The 19762-nt window shown below is 70.2% G+C and carries 14 protein-coding genes; 1 reads left to right on the top strand and 13 read right to left on the bottom strand.

The window, feature by feature from the left end; genetic code table 11:
- Positions 1-77 precede the first annotated feature (77 nt).
- Positions 78-1529: a DUF1996 domain-containing protein gene (locus tag ACLJQM_RS20065; protein WP_410632330.1), complete on the top strand. Its 1452-nt coding sequence runs from the start codon at positions 78-80 to the stop codon at positions 1527-1529.
- Between the two features lies 1 nt (position 1530).
- Here the strand turns inward: ACLJQM_RS20065 and ACLJQM_RS20060 are convergent, their stop codons facing one another.
- The 13 genes from ACLJQM_RS20060 to ACLJQM_RS20000 all read right to left on the bottom strand — a co-directional run bounded on the left by ACLJQM_RS20060 (position 1531) and on the right by ACLJQM_RS20000 (position 19535).
- Positions 1531-2223, bottom strand: coding sequence for a glycoside hydrolase family 12 protein (locus ACLJQM_RS20060; RefSeq protein WP_410632329.1), 693 nt, complete (start codon positions 2221-2223; stop codon positions 1531-1533).
- A 143-nt stretch (positions 2224-2366) separates the two neighbouring features.
- Positions 2367-3587 (bottom strand): multiple monosaccharide ABC transporter permease, encoded by a 1221-nt coding sequence (gene mmsB, locus ACLJQM_RS20055; protein WP_360769326.1) that lies wholly within the window; start codon positions 3585-3587, stop codon positions 2367-2369.
- Positions 3584-5104 carry a multiple monosaccharide ABC transporter ATP-binding protein gene (gene mmsA, locus ACLJQM_RS20050; RefSeq protein WP_360769329.1) on the bottom strand — a complete coding sequence of 507 codons (1521 nt, stop codon included), beginning with the start codon at positions 5102-5104 and terminating at the stop codon, positions 3584-3586. The genes mmsB and mmsA overlap by 4 nt, the downstream gene beginning before the upstream one ends.
- On the bottom strand, positions 5101-6207 hold the full coding sequence (chvE, locus tag ACLJQM_RS20045; RefSeq protein WP_247023683.1) for a multiple monosaccharide ABC transporter substrate-binding protein: 1107 nt from the start codon (positions 6205-6207) through the stop codon (positions 5101-5103). Before chvE ends, mmsA begins: the two co-directional genes overlap by 4 nt.
- A 17-nt stretch (positions 6208-6224) precedes the next feature.
- A complete protein-coding gene (gene araA, locus ACLJQM_RS20040) occupies positions 6225-7733 on the bottom strand; it encodes an L-arabinose isomerase (RefSeq protein WP_410632328.1) in 1509 nt (502 codons plus the stop codon).
- A 14-nt stretch (positions 7734-7747) separates the two neighbouring features.
- Entirely contained in the window at positions 7748-8425 is a 678-nt protein-coding gene (locus ACLJQM_RS20035) for an L-ribulose-5-phosphate 4-epimerase (protein ID WP_410632327.1), read from the bottom strand.
- Entirely contained in the window at positions 8425-10065 is a 1641-nt protein-coding gene (araB, locus tag ACLJQM_RS20030) for a ribulokinase (protein WP_360769336.1), read from the bottom strand. The genes ACLJQM_RS20035 and araB overlap by 1 nt, the downstream gene beginning before the upstream one ends.
- 23 nt (positions 10066-10088) lie before the next feature.
- A complete protein-coding gene (locus ACLJQM_RS20025; RefSeq protein ID WP_410632326.1) occupies positions 10089-13898 on the bottom strand; it encodes a LamG-like jellyroll fold domain-containing protein in 3810 nt (1269 codons plus the stop codon).
- On the bottom strand, positions 13895-14881 hold the full coding sequence (yjfF, locus tag ACLJQM_RS20020; RefSeq protein WP_247023688.1) for a galactofuranose ABC transporter, permease protein YjfF: 987 nt from the start codon (positions 14879-14881) through the stop codon (positions 13895-13897). Before yjfF ends, ACLJQM_RS20025 begins: the two co-directional genes overlap by 4 nt.
- A complete protein-coding gene (locus tag ACLJQM_RS20015; RefSeq protein WP_360769341.1) occupies positions 14878-15912 on the bottom strand; it encodes an ABC transporter permease in 1035 nt (344 codons plus the stop codon). The genes yjfF and ACLJQM_RS20015 overlap by 4 nt, the downstream gene beginning before the upstream one ends.
- Positions 15909-17423 (bottom strand): sugar ABC transporter ATP-binding protein, encoded by a 1515-nt coding sequence (locus ACLJQM_RS20010; protein ID WP_410632324.1) that lies wholly within the window; start codon positions 17421-17423, stop codon positions 15909-15911. Before ACLJQM_RS20010 ends, ACLJQM_RS20015 begins: the two co-directional genes overlap by 4 nt.
- 11 nt (positions 17424-17434) lie before the next feature.
- Complete coding sequence (locus ACLJQM_RS20005) at positions 17435-18454, bottom strand: ABC transporter substrate-binding protein (RefSeq protein ID WP_396126806.1); 1020 nt, start codon at positions 18452-18454, stop codon at positions 17435-17437.
- A 37-nt stretch (positions 18455-18491) separates the two neighbouring features.
- Positions 18492-19535, bottom strand: a complete 1044-nt coding sequence (locus ACLJQM_RS20000) for a LacI family DNA-binding transcriptional regulator (RefSeq protein ID WP_410632323.1) — start codon at positions 19533-19535, stop codon at positions 18492-18494.
- Positions 19536-19762: the final 227 nt, after the last annotated feature.

The raw sequence follows: 19762 nt of genomic DNA, 5'->3' as shown, positions 1-19762 counted from the left end.
ACTCCCCCGGGTTCCGCGCGTCTCCCACCGGGTACGCAGCCCTCTCCGGCGTGCCCGGAAAACCGAACGAGGTGACCATGGCCCGGAAAACCACCCGCACTCCCGCCACGGGCAGGCATCGCATCACCCGCCGCACGAAGATCGCGACCGGCGGCCTCGCCCTCGCGCTCGCTGTCGGCGGCATCGTCGTCGCGACCACCGCCGGGCGCACCGGCGAGGCCAGCGCCGACGAGGCAGACCCGTCGTTCTTCCTCGGCATCGCCAAGGTTCCCAGTGGTGTTAACGTGAACAAGGCGCTGCAGCGGCAAGGCGCGCGCGGCACGTTCACCGTGGACTGCGGCCGCAACGAAAACCAGCACTTCAACCCCGACAACTTCATCGCGCAGCCCGGGATCCGCAACGGCGCGCAGCACCTCCACGACTACGTCGGCAACCTCTCGACCAACGCCGACTCGAACAACAAGAGCCTGGTGAAGGCCGGCACGACCTGCCGCAACGGCGACAAGTCCGCGTACTTCTGGCCCGTCGTCCGGATCGACACCGGCGAGGAGGAAGCGGCGAACCCGCCCGCCACCCAGCCCGACCGCGCCGGCAGCGCCAAGGACAAGGCGAGCACCCAGGTCGACTGCCCGGACGTCGCCAGCAAGCTCCCCGACGTCCCCGACCAGGCCATGGACGAGGTGAACCGCAACCTCGACCTGCTCGACAAGCAGATCGACGAGGCCAACCAGCGGATCGCGAACGGCGACCTCAAGACGCCGCAGGACGTCCAGAACGCCGTCGTCGGCCCGCTCAAGGACAAGCGGGCGGCGACCATCGACCGGATCGCCATCGCGATCGGCCGCCGCGCCGCGAAGCCGACCGACCTCGGCGGGCTCGCGGCGTGCGCGCTCAAGCAGAACGGCCAAGGCGGGCTCGACAACGGCGGCCAGAACAGCGGTGGCGGCCAGGCGACCGAACTGCCGGGCGTCAACGACCAGAACGAACTGGCGGGCAACGACGGCGACATCCAGCGCGTCCGCTCGGCGACGATCACGTTCACCAGCGGTGGCGCGAAGCGGGTCGTCGCGATGCCGCAGTTCCTCCGCGTCCTCTACGGCGACGCCAAGCAGAGCACCAACGGCCCGGCCAACGCCCGGCCCAGCTGGACGTGCACCGGGTTCGAAGACCGGCTGACCGACCACTACCCGATCTGCCCGCAGAACAGCCGGGTCGAGCGGATCCACGCGTTCCCGAACTGCTGGGACGGCAAGAACATCGACAGCGCCAACCACCGCACGCACATCGTGTTCGCCGACCAGCAGGGCAAGTGCCCGCAGGGCTTCAAGAACGTGCCGCAGCTGGTCATCAAGCTGGTCTACGACATCCCGCACGACATCCAGGTGAAGGGCCAGTACAAAGTGGACGCCTTCCCGCAGGAGAGCCACAACCCGCGTTCGGACCACGACGACTTCGCCAACGTCATGGGCCAGCGCCTGATGAACCAGGTGGTCAACTGCATCAACACCGGCAAGCGCTGCAACCAGTAGCTCAGGACGTGGTGACGGAGTAGCTGTTCGCGGCGAAGTCCAGTCCACCGGCGGACGAGGTGATCTCGAAGCCGAACTGGACTTCGCCGAGCGTCACGTCGCCGAACCAGCCGCGGGCCCGGATCCAGTTCAGCACCGCCAGGACGTCGACCGTGCCCGCGTTCGTGTTCGACGTGCGCACGAACGAGAACACCGCGTTCGACCCGTTCGATCCCTTGTAGACGTCCCAGGTGTGGCCGCCGACGGACACGGTGGCCTGTTTGCTGCCGAGCGGGCCCACCGCGCCCTGCTTGTTCATCCACAGCATGGTCTCGTAGGCGTTGTTGTCCGCCCAGATGTCGTACGCGGTCTCGTAAGCGCCGCTGCCCGGCCGGTTGACCGAGAAGCTGCTGGAAACCTTCCCGAGCGCGCTGAGCTTCTTGCCGACGTTCTTCGCCGAATGCGGGTACGACTTCACGCCGCCGGTGTTCGGCTGGTTCGACCAGACTCCCCAGTTCGAATACGAATTCGCCCAGATGGTCTGCGGGCCCGCCCCACCGCCCCAGACGTCGTTGCGGATCGTGTACCCGCCGTTGGACCAGGTCGCCCATTGGTCCGAAGACGACCACGTCGCAGCTGTTGCGACACCGGCCGAGGTGGCCACGGAAGCGGCCACGGTCAAGGAAACCACGAGGGAACGCACGGCTTTGTGCATGGGATGGGGCCTCCACTGGTGAGGGATTCACCAGCACTATGACCGTCCCGTTACCGCCCGGTCAAGCAATTCGAGAACTTCGAAAAAGAAAGGGGCTTTCCCCGTGCGGGAGGCACGGGGAAAGCCCCTTTCGACGCCGTCGCTCAGGAAGCCGCGCGGCGTTTCGTCCAGATGTCGTAGGCCACCGCGGCCAGCAGCACGACGCCCTTCACGAGCATCACCCGCTCGCTCGGCGCGCCGATCAGGGACATGCCGTTGTTGATGACCGCCATGATCAGGCCGCCGGTGATCGCGCCGACCACCTTGCCGACGCCGCCCTGCACCGCCGCGCCGCCGATGAACGCCGCCGCGATCGCGTCCAGCTCGAAGTTGACGCCCGCCGTCGGGCCGGCCTGGTTGAGCCGGCCCGCGAAGATGATCCCGGCCAGCGCCGCCAGCACGCCCATGTTGACGAAGATCCAGAACGTCACCGACTTGACCTTGACGCCCGAGAGCGTCGCGGCCTGGAGGTTGCCGCCGACGGCGTAGATGTGCCGCCCGAACACGGACTTCCCGGCCACCAGCGAGTAGCCGAGCACCAGCACCGCCAGCAGGATCAGCACCCACGGCAGGTTCTTGAACCGCGCCAGCTGCACGACCAGCGCGAGGACCAGCACCGCGATCCCGGCGAGCTTGAGGACGAACATCGGGAACGGGTCGACGTCCTGCCCGTAGCCCAGCCGCGCCGAGCGCTTGCGCCACTGCGTGAACCCGATCCCGGCCACCGCGGCGACGCCGGCGAGCAGCGACACCAGGTCGGCGCCCCCGAGCGGCCCGAGGCCGATGTTGCCCAGGTAGCCGTCGGTGAAGCCGTTGGACAGCGTGCGGATGGCGTCCGGGAACGGCCCGATGCCCTGGTTGCCCAGCACCGTCAGGGTCAGCGCCCGGAACGCCAGCATCCCGGCGAGCGTCACGATGAACGCCGGGATCCCGAAGTAGGCGACCCAGTAGCCCTGCCACGCGCCGATCACCGCGCCGACGACGAGGGTGATCAGCACCGCCCAGAACCACGGCAGGTGCCAGTTCACCATCAGCACCGCCGACACCGCGCCGGTCATCGCCACGACCGACCCGGCGGACAGGTCGATGTGCCCGGAGATGATCACCAGGATCATCCCGATCGCGAGGATCAGCACGTAGCTGTTCTGCACGATGATGTTGGAGATGTTCTGCGGTTCCAGCAACGCGCCGCCGGTGAGCACCTCGAACAGGACCACGATCAGCGCGAACGCGACGTAGATGCCGCTCTGGCGCGGGTTGATCGAGATCCGCCGGGCGGAGCGCTCGGCCGGGGGCGCGTCGGGCCGCGCTTCGGTCGTGGTCATTGCCGTTCCTTGGTCATGTACTGCATGAGCAGTTCCTGGGTGGCTTGTTCGCGGGTCGCCTCGCCGGTGATGCGCCCCGCCGAGAGCGCGTAGATCCGGTCGCAGAGCCCGAGCAGTTCCGGCAGCTCGGAGGAGATGACCAGGACGGCCTTCCCCTGGGCGGCCAGTTCGTTGATGATCGTGTAGATCTCGAACTTCGCGCCGACGTCGATGCCGCGGGTCGGCTCGTCGAGGATCAGCACGTCCGGGTCGGTGAAGATCCACTTGGCCAGCACGACCTTCTGCTGGTTGCCGCCGGAAAGCTTCCCGGTGACGCTGCGCACGGACGGCGCCTTGATCCGCAGGTCGCGGTGGTAGCGGGCGGCCGTGTCGTGCTCGGCGTGCTCGTTCACCCACCCCCGCTTCGCCAGCTTGCCCAGCCCGGCCGCGGACACGTTGCGCTGGATGTCCTCGATCAGGTTGAGCCCGTAGCGCTTCCGGTCCTCGGTGGCGTAGGCGATGCCGTGGCGGACGGCGTCCTGCACCGACCGGACCTCGATCTCCTTCCCGTGCTTGACGATCCGCCCGGAGATGTCCTTGCCGTAGGACCGGCCGAACACGCTCATCGCGAGCTCGGTGCGGCCCGCGCCCATCAACCCCGCCAGTCCGACGATCTCCCCGCGCCGCAGGGAAAGCGACGCGTTGTCGACGACGACGCGCCCGGCCTGGCTCGGGCTGTGCACGGTCCAGTCCTCGATCCGCAGCACCTCTTCGCCGATGTCCGGCTCCCGGGGCGGGAAGCGGTGCTCGAGGTCGCGCCCGACCATCCCGGTGATGATCCGCTCTTCGGTCAGCCCGGCCGCGTCCAGCGTCTCGATGGTGCGGCCGTCGCGCAGGATCGTGACGGTGTCGGCGATCGCGGTCACCTCGCCCAGCTTGTGCGAGATGATCACGCAGGTCACGCCCTCGTCGCGCAGCCCGCGCAGCAGGTCGAGCAGGTGGGCCGAGTCGTCGTCGTTGAGCGCCGCGGTGGGCTCGTCGAGGATGAGCAGCTTCACCTCCTTCGAAAGGGCTTTGGCGATTTCGACGAGCTGCTGCTTGCCGACGCCGAGTTCCTGCACCGCCCGGGTCGCGTTTTCGGCGAGGCCGACGCGCCGCAGGAGCGCGTCGGCCTCGTGGTTGGTGCGGTTCCAGTCGATCCAGCCCCGCTTGTGCTGTTCGTTGCCGAGGAAGATGTTCTCCGCGATCGACAACTGACCGCACAGCGCGAGCTCCTGGTGGATGATCACGATCCCGCGCCGTTCGCTGTCGCGCACCGACCCGAACTCGCACCGCTGCCCGTCGAAGGTGATCTCGCCGTCGTAGGTCCCGTGGGGGTAGACACCCGAGAGCACCTTCATCAGGGTGGACTTCCCGGCGCCGTTCTCCCCGCAGATCGCGTGGATCTCCCCGTGGCGCACGGAAAGCGTGACGTCGGACAGCGCCTTGACCCCGGGGAAGGTCTTGGTGATCCCGCGCATGCCGAGTAGTTCGGTCATTTCAGCTGACCTGCCGTGTAGTAGCCGGAGTCCACGAGCTCCTTCTGGTAGTTGGCCTTGTCCACGGTGACCGGCTGCAGCAGGAAGGACGGGACGACCTTCTTGCCGTTGTCGTAGTCGGTGGTGTTGTTGACCTCGGGCTTGCCGCCCTTGAGCACCGCGTCGGCCATCTTCACCGTGGTGTCGGCGAGGATGCGGGTGTCCTTGAAGACCGTCGAGTACTGCTCACCGGCGATGATGGACTTGACCGAGGCGACCTCGGCGTCCTGCCCGGTGACGATCGCGTACGGCTGGCCGGCGGTGCCGTAGCCGTTGCTCTTCAGCGCCGACAGGATGCCGATCGACAGGCCGTCGTACGGCGAAAGCACGCCCGCGACCTTCGCGCCACCGGTGTAGGTCTTGGTGAGCAGGTCCTCCATGCGCCGCTGCGCGGTGGCCGGGTCCCAGCGCAGGATGGCCGCGCGGGCGAAGTCGGTCTGCCCGCTCTTGACGACCAGCTTGCCGCTGTCCATCAGGGGCTTCAGGACGGACATCGCGCCGTTGAAGAAGAACGTGGCGTTGTTGTCGTCCGGCGAGCCGGCGAACAGCTCGATGTTGAACGGTCCCGGGCCGGTACCCAGGCCCTTGACCAGCGAGTTCGCCTGCTCGACGCCGACCTTGAAGTTGTCGAAGGTGGCGTAGTAGTCGACGTTGGGCGAATTGCGGATCAGCCGGTCGTAGGCGATGACCGGGATCTTCTTGTCCGCCGCCTCCTGCAGCTGGGTGGTGATGGCGGTGCCGTCGATCGAGGCGACGACCAGGAGCTTCGCGCCCTTGGTGATCTGGTTCTCGATCTGGTTCACCTGGGTCGGGATGTCGTTCTCGGCGTACTGCAGGTCGACCTTGTACCCGAGCTTCTCCAGCGCCGACTTGATGTTGTCGCCGTCGTGGATCCACCGCTCCGACGACTTGGTCGGCATGGTGACGCCGACCAGCGCGCCCGCCGCGCTCGCGGTGCCGGCCGGCGCCGCCTGGTCGGCGGTCTTCTGGCTCGACCCGCACGCGGAGAGCGTCAACGCGAGTCCCGCGGCCGCGAGCGCCGCGATTCCTCTGGTGAACTTCATTGTTCCGTTTTCCTTTCTCAGAAACCCTGGGCGAGGCGGTGGTACGCCTGGTTCCAGCGGATGCGGTCGGCGAAGCCGTGCGGCGTGGTGTCTTTGTCGATCACCAGCAGCTCGACGCCGAGCAGGTTCGCGAAGTCGCGAAGGGATTCGGTGCTGACGGCCTGGGTGAGCACGGTGTGGTGCGGGCCGCCGGCGGTGATCCACGACTCCGCGGAGGTCGACAGCGACGGCGCCGGCTCCCAGACCGCCCGCGCCACCGGCAGGTTCGGCAGCGGCTCGTCCGGCGCGACGACCTCGATCTCGTTGGCCACCAGACGGAACCGGTCGCCGAGGTCGACCAGGCCGAGCGTGACGCCGGGCCCGGGCTGGGCGTCGAAGACCAGCCGGACCGGGTCCTCGCGGCCGCCGATGCCGAGCGCGTGGATCTCGCACGACGGCTTCGCGGCGGCGATGCTCGGGCAGACCTCGAGCATGTGGGCGCCGAGGATCTTCGGCGTGCCCGGCCCGAAGTGGTAGGTGTAGTCCTCCATGAACGACGTGCCGCGGTCGGCGCCGACGCCCATCGCCTTGACCGCGGCGAGCAGCGCCGAGGTCTTCCAGTCGCCCTCGCCGCCGAAGCCGTAGCCGTCGGCCATCAGCCGCTGGACGGCCAGGCCGGGCAGCTGGCGCAGGCCGCCCAGGTCCTCGAAGTTCGTGGTGAACGCGCCGAACCCGCCGTCGGTGAGGAACTTCCGCAGCCCGGCCTCGATCTTCGCCGCGTACCGCAGCGACTCGTGCCGCGCTCCCCCGGCCGCCAAGTCGGCGACAACGTTGTAATCCTGCGCGTACTGCGCCACGAGGGAGTCCACTGTGTCCTTTTCGGACACGGCGTCCACGACCTCGACCAGGTCGTTGACGCCGTAGGTGTTCACCGAGACGCCGAACCGCAGCTCCGCCTCGACCTTGTCCCCTTCGGTGACGGCGACGTCGCGCATGTTGTCGCCGAACCGGGCCAGCCGCAGGTTCCGCAGGTGGTCGGCGCCGATCGCGGCCCGCGCCCACGCGTCGATCCGCGCGACCACGGCCGGGTCGCCGACGTGCCCGGCGACCGTCTTGCGCGGCACGCCCAGGCGCGTCTGGATGAACCCGAACTCGCGGTCGCCGTGCGCGGCCTGGTTGAGGTTCATGAAGTCCATGTCGATGGTCGACCACGGCAGGGCTTCGTTGAGCTGGGTGTGCAGGTGCAGCAGCGGCTTGCGCAGCGCGTCCAGCCCGGTGATCCACATCTTCGCGGGCGAGAAGGTGTGCATCCACGCGATCACGCCGACGCAGGCCGCGTCGGCGTTGGCTTCCTGCAGCACGCGCCGGATGGACGCGGACTCGGTGAGCACCGGCTTGCCGACGATCTCGGCGGGGAGCCCGCCGGAGGCGGCCAGCAGCTGCTGGATGCGCAGGGACTGGCCGGCGACCTGTTCGAGGGTCTCCTCGCCGTAGAGGGCCTGGCTCCCGGTGAGGAACCAGAGCTGGGGTTTCGACGCGCGGGTCATCGTTCTCCTTGAAATCAGTGCTGGCCGTAGACGTTCTGGTACCGGGCGTAGAGCCGGTCGACGTCCTCGGGCGACAGGGGTTCGGGCGTGCCCAGCTCGAAGGCCTTGTGCACGGTGCGGGCCACGTCCTCGACCATCACCGCCGCCTTGACGGCGTCGCGGGCGGTGCGGCCGACGGTGAACGGGCCGTGGTTGCGCATCAGCACGGCCGGCGAGCGGCTGGCGCGAAGCGTTTCGACGATGCCGCGGCCGATGGAGTCGTCGCCGATCAGGGCGAACGGCCCGACCGGCACCTCGCCGCCGAACTCGTCGGCGATCATCGTGAGCACGCACGGGATCGGCTGGCCGCGGGCGGCCCACGCCGTGGCGTAGGTCGAGTGCGTGTGGACGACGCCGCCGATCTCGGGCATGTGCCGGTAGACGTAGGCGTGCGCGGCGGTGTCCGACGACGGCGCGAGCTCGCCGTGCACCAGCTCGCCGTGCAGGTCGGTGACGACCATCGTGTCGGCGGACAGGTCGTCGTAGGACACCCCCGAAGGCTTGATGACCATCAGCTCGCGGCCGGGCACGCGGGCCGAGACGTTGCCCGCGGTCCAGATGACCAGCGCGTTGCGGGTCAGCTCGCCGTGCAGGTTCGCCACGGTCTCCCGCAGTTCCGCGACGGTGTCGAGAACCTCGTCGGTCAGGGACATCAGGACCGTCCTTCCGCGACAGCTCGGGAAACGGCGCGGCGGCGGGCCGCGAGGCGGTGCATGACATCGTTGCCGCCGCGGCCGAAGTAGTCGTGCAGCGTCGTGTACTCGGCGTACAGCTCGTCGTAGGCGGCGACGTGCGCGGGGACCGGCTGGTACACCGCGCGGCGCACCGAACCCATCGCCTCCGCGGCCGCGCGGATGTCGGCGTGGGCGCCGGCGGCGACGGCCGCGTGCATGGCCGACCCGAGCGCGGGGCCCTGCTCGGAGCCGATCACCGACAGCGGGAGGTTGGTGACGTCGGCGTAGATCTGCATGAGCAGCGCGTTCTTGACCAGGCCGCCCGCGATGATCAGCTCGGTGACCGGGACGCCGGCCTCGCCGAACGTCTCGATGATCTTGCGGGTGCCGAACGCGGTGGCCTCGAGCAGCGCGCGGTAGACGTCCTCGGGGCGGGTGGCGAGGGTCTGGCCGACGATCACGCCGGACAGCTCGTGGTCGACGAGCACCGACCGGTTGCCGCTGTGCCAGTCGAGGGCGACCAGGCCGTGTTCGCCGATCTCCTGCTGGGCGGCCAGCCGGGTGAGCTCGTCGTGCCCGTCGCGGGCGAAGTGCCCGGTGAACCAGCCGAAGATGTCGCCCACGCCGCTCTGCCCGGCTTCGTAGCCCCAGAGCCCGGGGACGATGCCGCCTTCGACGACCCCGCACATCCCGGGGACCTCGCGCAGTTCGGCGCCGTTCATGACGTGGCAGGTCGAGGTGCCCATGATCGCGACCATCTGCCCGGGTTCGACGGCGTTCGCGGCGGGCGCGGTGACGTGGGCGTCAACGTTGCCAACGGCGACCGCGATGCCCTCCGGCAGCCCGGTCCACGCCGCGGCCTCCGCCGTCAGCGACCCGGCCCGGGAGCCCAGCTCGCCCAGCGGGTGTTCCAGCTTGTCGGCGACGAAGGACTCGAAGCCCGGCGCCAGCTCGCGGAGGAAGTCGCGGCTCGGGTACTGGCCGTCCTGGAGGATGCCCTTGTACCCGGCGGTGCAGGCGTTGCGGACGTAGACCCCGGCGAGCTGCCAGACGATCCAGTCGGCCGCTTCGACCCAGTGCCGCATGGCGCCGTAGACCTCGGGCGCCTCTTCGAACACCTGGAGTCCCTTGGCGAACTCCCACTCCGAGGAGATCAGCCCGCCGTAGCGCGGCAGCCACTTCTCGCCGCGGGTGCGGGCCAGCTCGTTGATCCGGTCCGCCTGCGGCTGGGCCGCGTGGTGCTTCCACAGCTTGACGTAGGCGTGCGGATCGCCGGCGAACTCGGGCAGTTCGCACAGCGGCGTGCCGTCCGCGGTCGTCGGCACCATCGTGCAGGCGGTGAAGTCGGTGGCGATGCCGATGACGTCGGCCGGGTCCGCCCCGGCCGCGGTGAGCGCGGCCGGGACGGCGGTGCGGAGCACCCCGACGTAGTCCGCGGGCACCTGCAGCGCCCAGTCCGGCGGCAGCGCGCGGCCGGTGGCCGGCAGCGTCTCGTCGAGCACGCCGTGCGGGTACTCGAAGACCGCGCTGCCCAGCTCGGCCCCGTCCGCCACGCGCACGACCACCGCGCGGCCCGACAGCGTGCCGAAGTCGACGCCGACGGTTAGTGGTTCTCCCACGGTGTCCTCTCTCCTGGTGTTGTTCAGCGGCCGGTCATGACCAGGGTGGTCACGGAGTTGGCGGGCAGGGTCAGCTTCGACGTCGCCGCCAGCCCGGTGAGCTCCCTCGTCTGCGGCACGATGGCGGCCGGCGCGGCGAGGCTGTTGCGGCCCGCCGGGTCGCCGGTGAGCGTGGTGAGCGTCCCGGTGCCGTCGACCGCCGTGACGCCGGTGAGCGCCAGCCGCGCGGTCTGCACCTGGCCGGTCGGGTTGACGAGCTTGACCGTGAACGTCTTCTTCCCGCCCTTGGTGGTCACGTTGACCACCTGCCGCAGCGGGCTGCCCTGGTTGAGGCGGCTGGTCACGATCTGCTTGCCGAGCGTGCTGGAGAACATCTGCTGCACCCAGTACGACGGCGAGGCGTAACTCGTCCCGGCGTCGAAACCGATCAGGTTGACCGGCCAGTTCGACTGGTTCTCCTGCACCAGCACCGGCGCGTACATCGAGCCGATGACGACGTCGCTGTTGCGTTCGAGCCCGGTGAGGAACGCGGCCTCGCCGATGGCGGCGGCCAGGGTGCCGGTGGGCCGGCCGTCCTGGGCGCCGTACTCACCGACGAGGATGTCCGGGCCGGAGCGGTCCGCGGTGTCGTAGCGGGTCGAGTTGTCGGTGAACCACTGCGGCGACTGGTAGTAGTGGTCGTCCGCGGCGTCCGGGCGCACCCCGGTCGAGGTGCTCGACGCGGCCCCGCCCTGCAGGCCGCCGGTCGTGGCGATGACCGTCAGCTGCGGGTACTTCGCCTTGATCGCGTTGTACATGTCGGTGAAGCGCCAGGCGTAGCTGCCCGAGCCGTCGAACCAGTCCTCGTTGCCGACCTCGACGTAGTGCAGGTCGAACGGCGCCGGGTGCCCGTCGGCGACCCGTTTCGCGCCCCACGTCGTGGCGGCGTCGCCGATGGCGTACTCGATCTCGTCGAGGGCTTCCTGGACGTACTGCGGGTAGTCGGCCTGGCTGACGTGCCGGCCGTCGAGGGTGTAGCCGGCGAACAGGGCCAGGAGCGGCTGGGCGCCGATGTCCTCGGACAGCTTGAGGTAGTCGAGGATGCCGAAGCCGTCGGTGGACCAGTAGCCCCACGCGGAGTTCTGGTGGCCGGGCCGCTCTTCCGGCTTGCCGATGGTGTTCTTCCACGCGAACCGCGTGTCGAGCGTGTTGCCCTCGAGGAAGTTGCCGCCGGGGACGCGGAACAGGCCGAGCTTCATCGCGGCGAGCTTCTGCCCGAGGTCGAGGCGGACGCCGTGGTTCTTGAAGGTGGGCGGGAACAGCGACACCTGCTGGAACCAGGCGTCGCCGGCCAGCGCCTTCTTGGTCTTGTTCACCAGCGACACGACGATCCGGTTGTCCGTGGACGTCGTGATGGTCGACGGCGTGGTGAAGCTGAACGTCTGCTGCGCCCAGGCCGCGCCGGCCGGCTGGACGTCCTTGCTCGCCAGCACCGTGCCGTCCGGCTTCTCCAGGCTCACGCGGACGGCGCCCGCCCAGGTTCCGCGAGCGAAGAAGCTGCCGGTGTACTTGGTGGACGGCTTCGCGGCGACGCCGTAATAGCCGACGTTCGCGGCGGCCACGCGCCCGCCGGCCGGGACCGCGTCGGCGTGCAGCTTCAGCGATCGGTCGAGGGCGGCGTTCAGCGGCGTGGCGGTGTCGATGGCGTAGGTGCCGGTGGCGCCGGCCGACGTGACCAGCGACCAGTACGGCACCGGGGTGTCGCCCGCGCCGCTGCCGCGCTGGTAGGCCTCCTTGAAGGTGCGGTTGCGGACGAGTTCCGCGTACAGCCCGCCTTCTACGGAGTGGCTGATGTCCTCGAGGATCGAGCCGTAGGTGGTCGGGCGGGTGTTGGCGCGGACGACGTTGGCGTCCACCGCGAGCTGGTTGGCGCCCGCGAGGGTGCCGATCTGGGCGGCGGTGAGCGGGAAGCGGCGCAGCTCCAGCTCGTCGACCGCGCCGGTGAACCCGGCGCCGACAGTCAGGGGTGCCGCCGCGGTCCCGGAGGCCGGGCACGCGGAGACGTCGAGGGTGGTGCCGGTGGGGGTGCCGCAGGTACTGGTGACCGCGGCCGCGTCGCCGTCGGCGTAGACGGTGAGCCGCTGGGACGCGCGGTCGAGGACCAGGGCGGCGTGGTGCCAGGTGCCGTCGGCGAGCCCGCCGCCGGTGGTGGTCACCCGGAGGGTGCCGACGCGGGCGGTGAGCTTGCCGCCGGTAACGCCGAGCGCGTAGCCGTCGCCGTGGTCCACCAGGGTTCCGTCCGCTGCCGTGCGGAACCAGGCGGCCAGCGAGAGCGAGCCGGTGCCGGCGTCGAATGCGGGCGAGGTGCCCATGTCCACAGTGGACTTGCCGTCGAGCTGGACGGCCTTGCCCGCCGCACCCGCGGTCCAGGTCGCGCCGCGAAGCGTGCCGTCGGCCGCGTTCGCCGACGAATCACGCGCGACGGTGCCGGCACCTTCTTCGAAGTGCCACGAGCCGCTCGCGGCCAGTGCGGCGACGGCGGACGCGGTCAGCGGCGTCGGGTACGCGCGGACGTCGTCCACTCCCCCGGCGAACCAGTCGGCCGGGGCGCCCGCCCACTTGCCGCGCCCGATGACCAGGTGCCCGGCGGCGGTCCACGGCGTGGTGAACGGGACGCTCTGCTGCAGGGTTCCGTTGACGTACAGGGAAAGCGTGCCGGCGGCGCGGTTGTAGACGCCGACGACGTGCTGCCACTGGCCGGCCTGTGCGGGCAGCGTCGACACCGCGGCGGAGGACGCCGAGTCGCCGTCGCCAGCCCGGCGGGTGAAGGCGAACCGGCCGTCGGCGGCGCGCTGGAGGTAGAAGCCGCTGATCGCCGAGCCGTCGACGCTGACCGCGGTCCGGAAGCCGGGGCCCGCGGTCGGTTTCACCCACGCGGACACCGAGAAGCTCTGCCCGGTGTCGACGACCGGGGCGGGGACGTCGACCGCGGCGTCGGTGCCGTTCAGCACCACGCCGTGCGGGCCGACCACGCCGTCGCCCCAGCTCGCCCCGCCGGCCAGGGTGGCGGTGCGTGCGTCGAGGGAGTCGTCGGCCGCGGTGGTGCCGGTGCCCTCGTCGAGAGCCCAGTGGCCGGCGATGGCCAGGCGGCCGGCGTCGGCCGCGGTCAGCGCGCCCGAGTAGGCGCGGACGTCGTCGATCGAGCCGTCGACGTAGTCCACCGGGTTGCCGCCGTACTTGCCGCGGCCGATCACCAGGTGCCCGGTGCCGGCCCAGCCCGCGGGTGCGGAGACGGTGGCCTGGCGGGTGCCGTCGACGTACAGCGAAAGCGTCGACGCGGCCGAGTCGAAGACGCCGGTCAGCTGGTACCACTGGCCGGCGACGGGGTCGAAGTTCGCGGCTGCGACGACGCCGTCGGCGGGCGCGTCCCCGGCGAGGCGGGTGAAGGCGAACCGGCGCGAGTCGTCGCGGAACTGCAGGAAGAAGTTGCTGACCTGATTGCCGTCGATGCTGACGAACGTCTGAAAGCCCGACGTCTTGTCGAGCTTGACCCAGCTGCTGACGGAGAAGCTCTCGGTGGTGTCCAGCACGGGCGCGCCGGCGTCGGCGAACCCGCTCGTGCCGTCGGTCGTCAGCGCGCCGCCGCGGATGCCCGGGCCCCAGCCCGCGCCGGGGTTCAGGGCGGCGGGGTGCTCGCCCGCGGTGTCGGCGGCGGTCGTCCCGCTGCCGTCGTCGAACGTCCAGTGCCCGGCCAGGCCCGGCTCGGGGCCGGCCGCGGCGGTGGTGACGGGCAGGGCGCAGAACAGGGTCAGGGCCGTGAGGAGGGCCAAGGGGCGCCGGAGGGAAGGGATCATCGGTGGCTCCCCCGGGTCACGAGGCGCTGCAGGACGATGAAGACGAAGAGGAGGGCGCCGGTGATGATCGAGGTCCACCAGGAGTTCAGGGTGCCGTCGAAGGTGATCAGCGTCTGGATGATGCCCAGCACCATGATCCCGAGCACGGTGCCCAGCACGTAGCCGGAGCCGCCGGTGAGGATGGTGCCGCCGATGACGACCGCGGCGATCGCGGTCAGCTCGAGGCCGACGCCGTTGAGCGGGTCGCCGGAAGACTTGTACAGCACCAGCAGCAGCCCGCCCAGCGCCGAGCAGAACCCGCTGATCGTGTACACGGCGATCTTCGTGCGGCCGGTCTTGAGCCCCATCAGCATCGCCGACTGCGCGTTGCCGCCGATCGAGTAGACCGTCCGCCCGAACCGCGTGAAGGCCAGCACGTACACCGCGACCGCGACGACGACCAGCGCGGCGACCACGCTGATCGAGATGTGCAGCTCCCCGCCGAGCGGGATCTGCGTCTGGGCGAGGGTCGCGATCGTCGCGTTGTCGATCGAGTACGCCTCGGTGCTGATCGTGTAGCAGAGCCCGCGGGCGAAGAACATCCCGATCAGCGTCGCGATGAACGGCTGGATCTCGAAGAAGTGGATGAGCGCGCCCATCCCGGCGCCGAGCAGCGCGCCGACCACCAGCACCACCGCGATCGCCGCGTACGCGGACCAGCCGTGCTTCTGCATCAGGTCGCCGGAGACCACAGTGGACAGTGCGACCACCGAGCCGACGGACAGGTCGATGCCGCCGGTGAGGATCACGAACGTCATCCCGACCGCGACCACGAGCAGGAAGGCGTTGTTGATGAACAGGTCGAGCACGACCTGCCCGGAGCCGAACGCGTCGTAGCTCGATGCGCCGAAGATGTACGCCCCGATCAGCAGCGCCATCGTCGCGAGGATCGGGAGGTGCCGCTGCTGCGGCCGGTAGCCCTTGATGCGGGTGAGCGTGGTCACGCCGTGACCTCCACCTTCTCCGGAGCGGATGCGGGGGCCGGCGCGGCCGGGCGGGCCTTGCGGCGGCGGAGCTTGCGGCGGAAGGCGGGCGACTGCAGCAGGCACACCGCCAGCACGACCACGGCCTTGAACAGCATGATCGCCTCGGGCGGGATGCCGAGGGCGTAGACGGTGGTGGTCAGCGTCTGGATGAGCAGCGCGCCGATCACCGCGCCGCCGATGGAGAAGCGGCCGCCGGTCAGCTGCGTGCCGCCGACGACGACGGCGAGGATCGCGTCGAGCTCGATGAACAGCCCGGCGTGGTTGGCGTCGGCGCTGTGCACGTTCGCGCTGATCATCAGCCCGGCGATGCCCGCGCACAGCGCGCAGAAGACGTAGACGAGCCAGGTCAGCCGCGCCGAGCGGAGCCCGGCCAGCCGGCTGGCCTCGGGGTTGCCGCCGACGGCCTCCACGAGCAGCCCGAGGGCCGAGCGGCGGACCAGCAGGGACGCGAGCACGAACACCGCGAGGGCGATGAGGATCGCGCTCGGCAGCGTCAGCACGAACCCGCTGCCGATCCACTCGTAGGGCGCGGAGTTGATCGTGATGATCTGACCGCCGGAGATCAGCTGCGCGATCCCGCGCCCGGCGACCATCAGGATGAGCGTGGCGATGATCGGCTGGATGCCGAGCGCGGCGACGAGCCAGCCGTTCCACACCCCGAGCACCAGGGAAAGCCCCAGCGCCAGCCCGACCGCGACGAGCGTGGCGCCCACGCCGTCGGGGTGGTCGGCGATCCACAGGCAGGCCAGCGAGCCGCTGATCGCGACCACCGCGCCGACCGAGAGGTCGATGCCGCGGGTGGCGATCACGAGCGTCATGCCGATCGCGATGAGGATCAGCGGGGCGCCGTTCTTCAGGATGTCGACGAGGTTCCCGTAGAGGTGGCCGTCGCGCAGTTCGATCGAGAAGAACGAGGGGCTCGCGATCAGGTCGCCCAGCAGCAGCGCGAGCAGCGCCACCACGGGCCAGAACAACCGGTGCTTGGTCATGAGACGGCTCCCTCGGCCATCGTGGCCATGATCTCGTCCGCGGTGAGTCCCTGGTTGTCCCGCTGCGCCACGACCTTCCGGTCGCGCAGCACGACGACGCGGTGGCTCAGCCGCAGCACCTCGTCGAGCTCGGCGGAGATGAACAGCACGGCCATCCCCTCGGCGGACAGCTGCGTGACGAGCCGCTGGATCTCCGTCTTGGCACCGATGTCGATGCCGCGGGTCGGCTCGTCGAGGATCAGCAGGCGGGGTTCGGTGATGAGCCAGCGGGCCAGCAGGACCTTCTGCTGGTTGCCACCGGAGAGGTTGCCGACCAGCGCTTCGGGGTCGGCGGGGCGGATGTCGAGCGTCTTGATGTACTTCTCGGCGATTTCGTCCTGGCGGCGCCGGGACAGCGGGCGCGCCCAGCCGCGGGAGGCCTGGAGCGCGAGGACGATGTTCTCCCGGACGGTGAGTTCCTCGACCAGCCCTTCGGTCTTGCGGTTCTCCGAGCAGAACGCGATCCGGTGGTCGAGCCCGGCCCGCGGCGTGCGCAGGTTCGTGGCCTCGCCGTCGACGCGTACGGAACCGTGGTCGGCGTGGTCGGCGCCGAAGAGCAGCCGGGCGAGTTCGGTGCGCCCGGACCCGAGCAGGCCGGCCAGCCCGACGACCTCGCCGGCGTGGATGTCGAGCGTGAACGGCTCGACCCCGCCCTTGCGGCCGAGTTCCTCGGCGGCCAGCAGCACCGGCGCACCCGCGACCTCGGCCCGGCTCGGCCCGGAGTCCTCCAGGTCTTCGAGGACCTGCAGCTCCTTGCCGATCATCCGGGTGACGAGCTCGACCGGCGTGATGTCGGCCGTGCGGTACTCGCCGATCAGCTTCCCGTTGCGCAGCACGGTCATCCGGTCGGCGACGGCGAAGACCTGGTCGATGAAGTGCGAGACGAACAGGATCGCCAGCCCCTGCTCGCGCAGGGACCGGACGACCTTCAGCAGCTGCTCGACTTCGCCGGCGTCCAAACTGGACGTCGGCTCGTCGAGGACGAGCACCCGCGCCTCGACGTCGAGGGCGCGGGCGATCGCCACCAGCTGCTGCACCGCGATCGAGCAGGTGCTCAGCTCGGCCGAGACGTCCACGTGGACGTCCAGCCGGGCCAGGAGCTCCTCGGCCCGCCGCCGCATCGGGCCCCACTGGATGCGGCCGAAGCGGCGGGGTTCCCGCCCGAGGCAGACGTTCTCCGCCACGGACAGGTTCGGGCAGAGGTTGACCTCCTGGTAGACCGTGCTGATGCCGGCCTGCTGGGCCTCGCCGGGACCGCCGAAGGCGACAGCGGTCCCGGCGAGCGTGATCGTGCCCGCGTCCACCCCGTACACCCCGGTCAGCACCTTGATCAGGGTGGACTTGCCGGCGCCGTTCTCCCCCATCAGCGCGTGGACCTCGCCCGGGAACAGGCGGAAGTCGACGCCGTCGAGGGCGAGGACGCCGGGGAACTCCTTGCGGATCCCGGTCATGGTCAGGATTTCGGCGGGCATGCGGTGACCTCTCAGTACTGCCGCTGCGGCAGGGCGGCCTTGGCCGACGCCTGGTCGAATTCGGTTTCCTGGGTCTCGATGCGGGCGGGCACCTGCTCGCCGGCGGACACCTTCTTGACCAGGTCCATCAGCTGCGGGCCGAGCAGCGGGTTGCACTCGACGACGTGGTTGATCTTGCCGTCGGCCAGTGCGGTCAGCGCGTCCTTGACGCCGTCGACCGAGACGATCTTGATGTCCTTGCCCGGGACCTTGCCCGCGGCTTCGATCGCCTCGATGGCGCCGAGGGCCATGTCGTCGTTGTGCGCGTAGAGGACGTCGATCTTGGGCTGGGACTTCAGGAAGGCCTCCATGACCTCCTTGCCCTTGGCGCGGGTGAACTCACCGGTCTGCGAGGCGACGATCTTGTACTTCGGGTCCGCCGCGATGACGTCCGCGAAGCCCTTCTTGCGGTCGTTGGCCGGCGCCGAACCCGTGGTGCCCTGCAGCTCGACGATGTTGACCTGGCCGGTGGCGCTGCCGTACTCCTTGGTCAGCCACTCCCCCGCCTTCTTGCCCTCGGCGATGAAGTCCGAGCCGAGGAAGGTCTTGTAGAGCGACTTGTCCGGCGAGTCGATCGCGCGGTCGGTGAGGATGACCGGGATGTTGGCGGTCTTGGCTTCCTTGAGCACGGTGTCCCAGCCGGACTCGACCACCGGTGAGAAGGCGATGACCTTGACCTTCTGCTGGATGTAGGAGCGGATCGCCGAGATCTGGTTCTCCTGCTTCTGCTGCGCGTCGGAGAACTTCAGCTCGATGCCCGCGGTCTTGGCCGACTCCTGGATGGACTTGGTGTTCGCCGTCCGCCACCCGCTCTCGGCGCCCACCTGCGCGAAGCCGAGCGTGATCGCCCCGCCGGAGCTTCCGGAGGAGCCCCCGCTCCCGCAGGCGGTGAGCAGCACGAGTCCGGCTGCCGCGGCCGCCGCGGCGGCCCATCGCTTCTTCAGCACGTTCACTCCTCGATCGACGGTGATCAAATCTGTTAGCGTTAACATTCGGAGCTGGTCTTCTTCGGGTTTCGCGCGTGCGCCGCTAGCGCGGGCCGGTGCTTTCGCGGACGATCAGCTCGGGGACGACCAGGGCGCGCGCGTGCTGGTCGCCTCCGTCCATCCGCTGGGTGAGCAGGCCGAACGTGCGCCGGCCGACTTCGATGAAGTCCTGGCGCACCGTGGTGAGCGGCGGCGTGAAGTACGCCGCCTCCGGCACGTCGTCGAAGCCCGCGACGCGCACGTCGCGCGGCACCGAGATGCCCGCCTCGGCGAAGGCGCGCAGCAGGCCGAGCGCCATCTGGTCGTTGCCGGCGAAGACGGCGTCCGGCTTCGGTTCCGCGGCGAGGGATCGCCCCGCCTCGTAGCCCGACCGCGAACTCCAGTCGCCGCGGATCACCCGCGGGGCCGCGACCCCGTGGCGTTCCAGGGTTTCGCGCCAGCCGAGCTCGCGGTCGCGGGCCTCCAGCCAGTCCTCCGGCCCGGCGACGTGCCAGACGGTCCGGTGGCCGAGGGCGAGCAGGTGCTCGGTGGCGCGGCGGGCGCCGTCGCGCTGGTCGACGGAGATGACCGGCACCGGCGCGGTCTCCCCGCCGCCGACGGCGACGACCGGGAAGTCCGCGGGCGCGGCTTCCAGTGCACGGCCCGCACTGACGTGCGGGGCGATGACGATGATGCCTTCGACCGCCTGACGGCGGAGGTTCTCCACCGCGTCGGCGATCGACGACCGGCCGGGCCGGCTGACGCTGGAGATCGTGATCGCGTACCCGGCTTCGCGGGCGGCGTTCTCGATGCCGTACAGCGTGCTGGCCGGACCGTACAGATTGGACTCGAGCGCGACGACGCCGAGCGTCCCGGTCCGCCCGGTGACCAGCGCGCGGGCCGCGGAATTGGGCCGGTAGCCCAGTTCCTCGATCGCCGCGAGCACCCGGGCCCGCGTCTCGGGGCGCACCGGGCCGGTCCCGTTGATCACCCGGGACACGGTCATGTGGGACACGCCGGCCACGCCCGCGACGTCGGTCAGGCTCGGCTGCCGCGTCCCGGCCGCGGTCACTCGCACGGGTCCGCCGGAGCGGGGTCGTTCGGCCACCGGCGTCCCCTTTCCGTCCGCGCCGACTGGGTCTGCGTCACCTGTTCCGGTGACGGCGAGGAGTAGTGTTAGCGATAACACCCTCGCGGTCAACCCTGGGTCGCGTAACGGTGTGGTCACGTGCCCCGGCCGCGGCCCGGCTCGGGCTTCGGCGCCCCGGCCTGCGGAAAGCTTCGTCCGTGATTCACCAGCTGCCCGGTGACCTCGGTGTTCAGCCGCATGTTCGC

Origin of the sequence: Amycolatopsis sp. cmx-4-83 (assembly GCF_046548815.1) — a bacterium.
Classification (GTDB): domain Bacteria; phylum Actinomycetota; class Actinomycetes; order Mycobacteriales; family Pseudonocardiaceae; genus Amycolatopsis; species Amycolatopsis pretoriensis_A.
The sequence above is the reverse complement of the archived record's forward strand: the minus strand, read 5'-3'. Positions and strand labels throughout refer to the sequence as shown.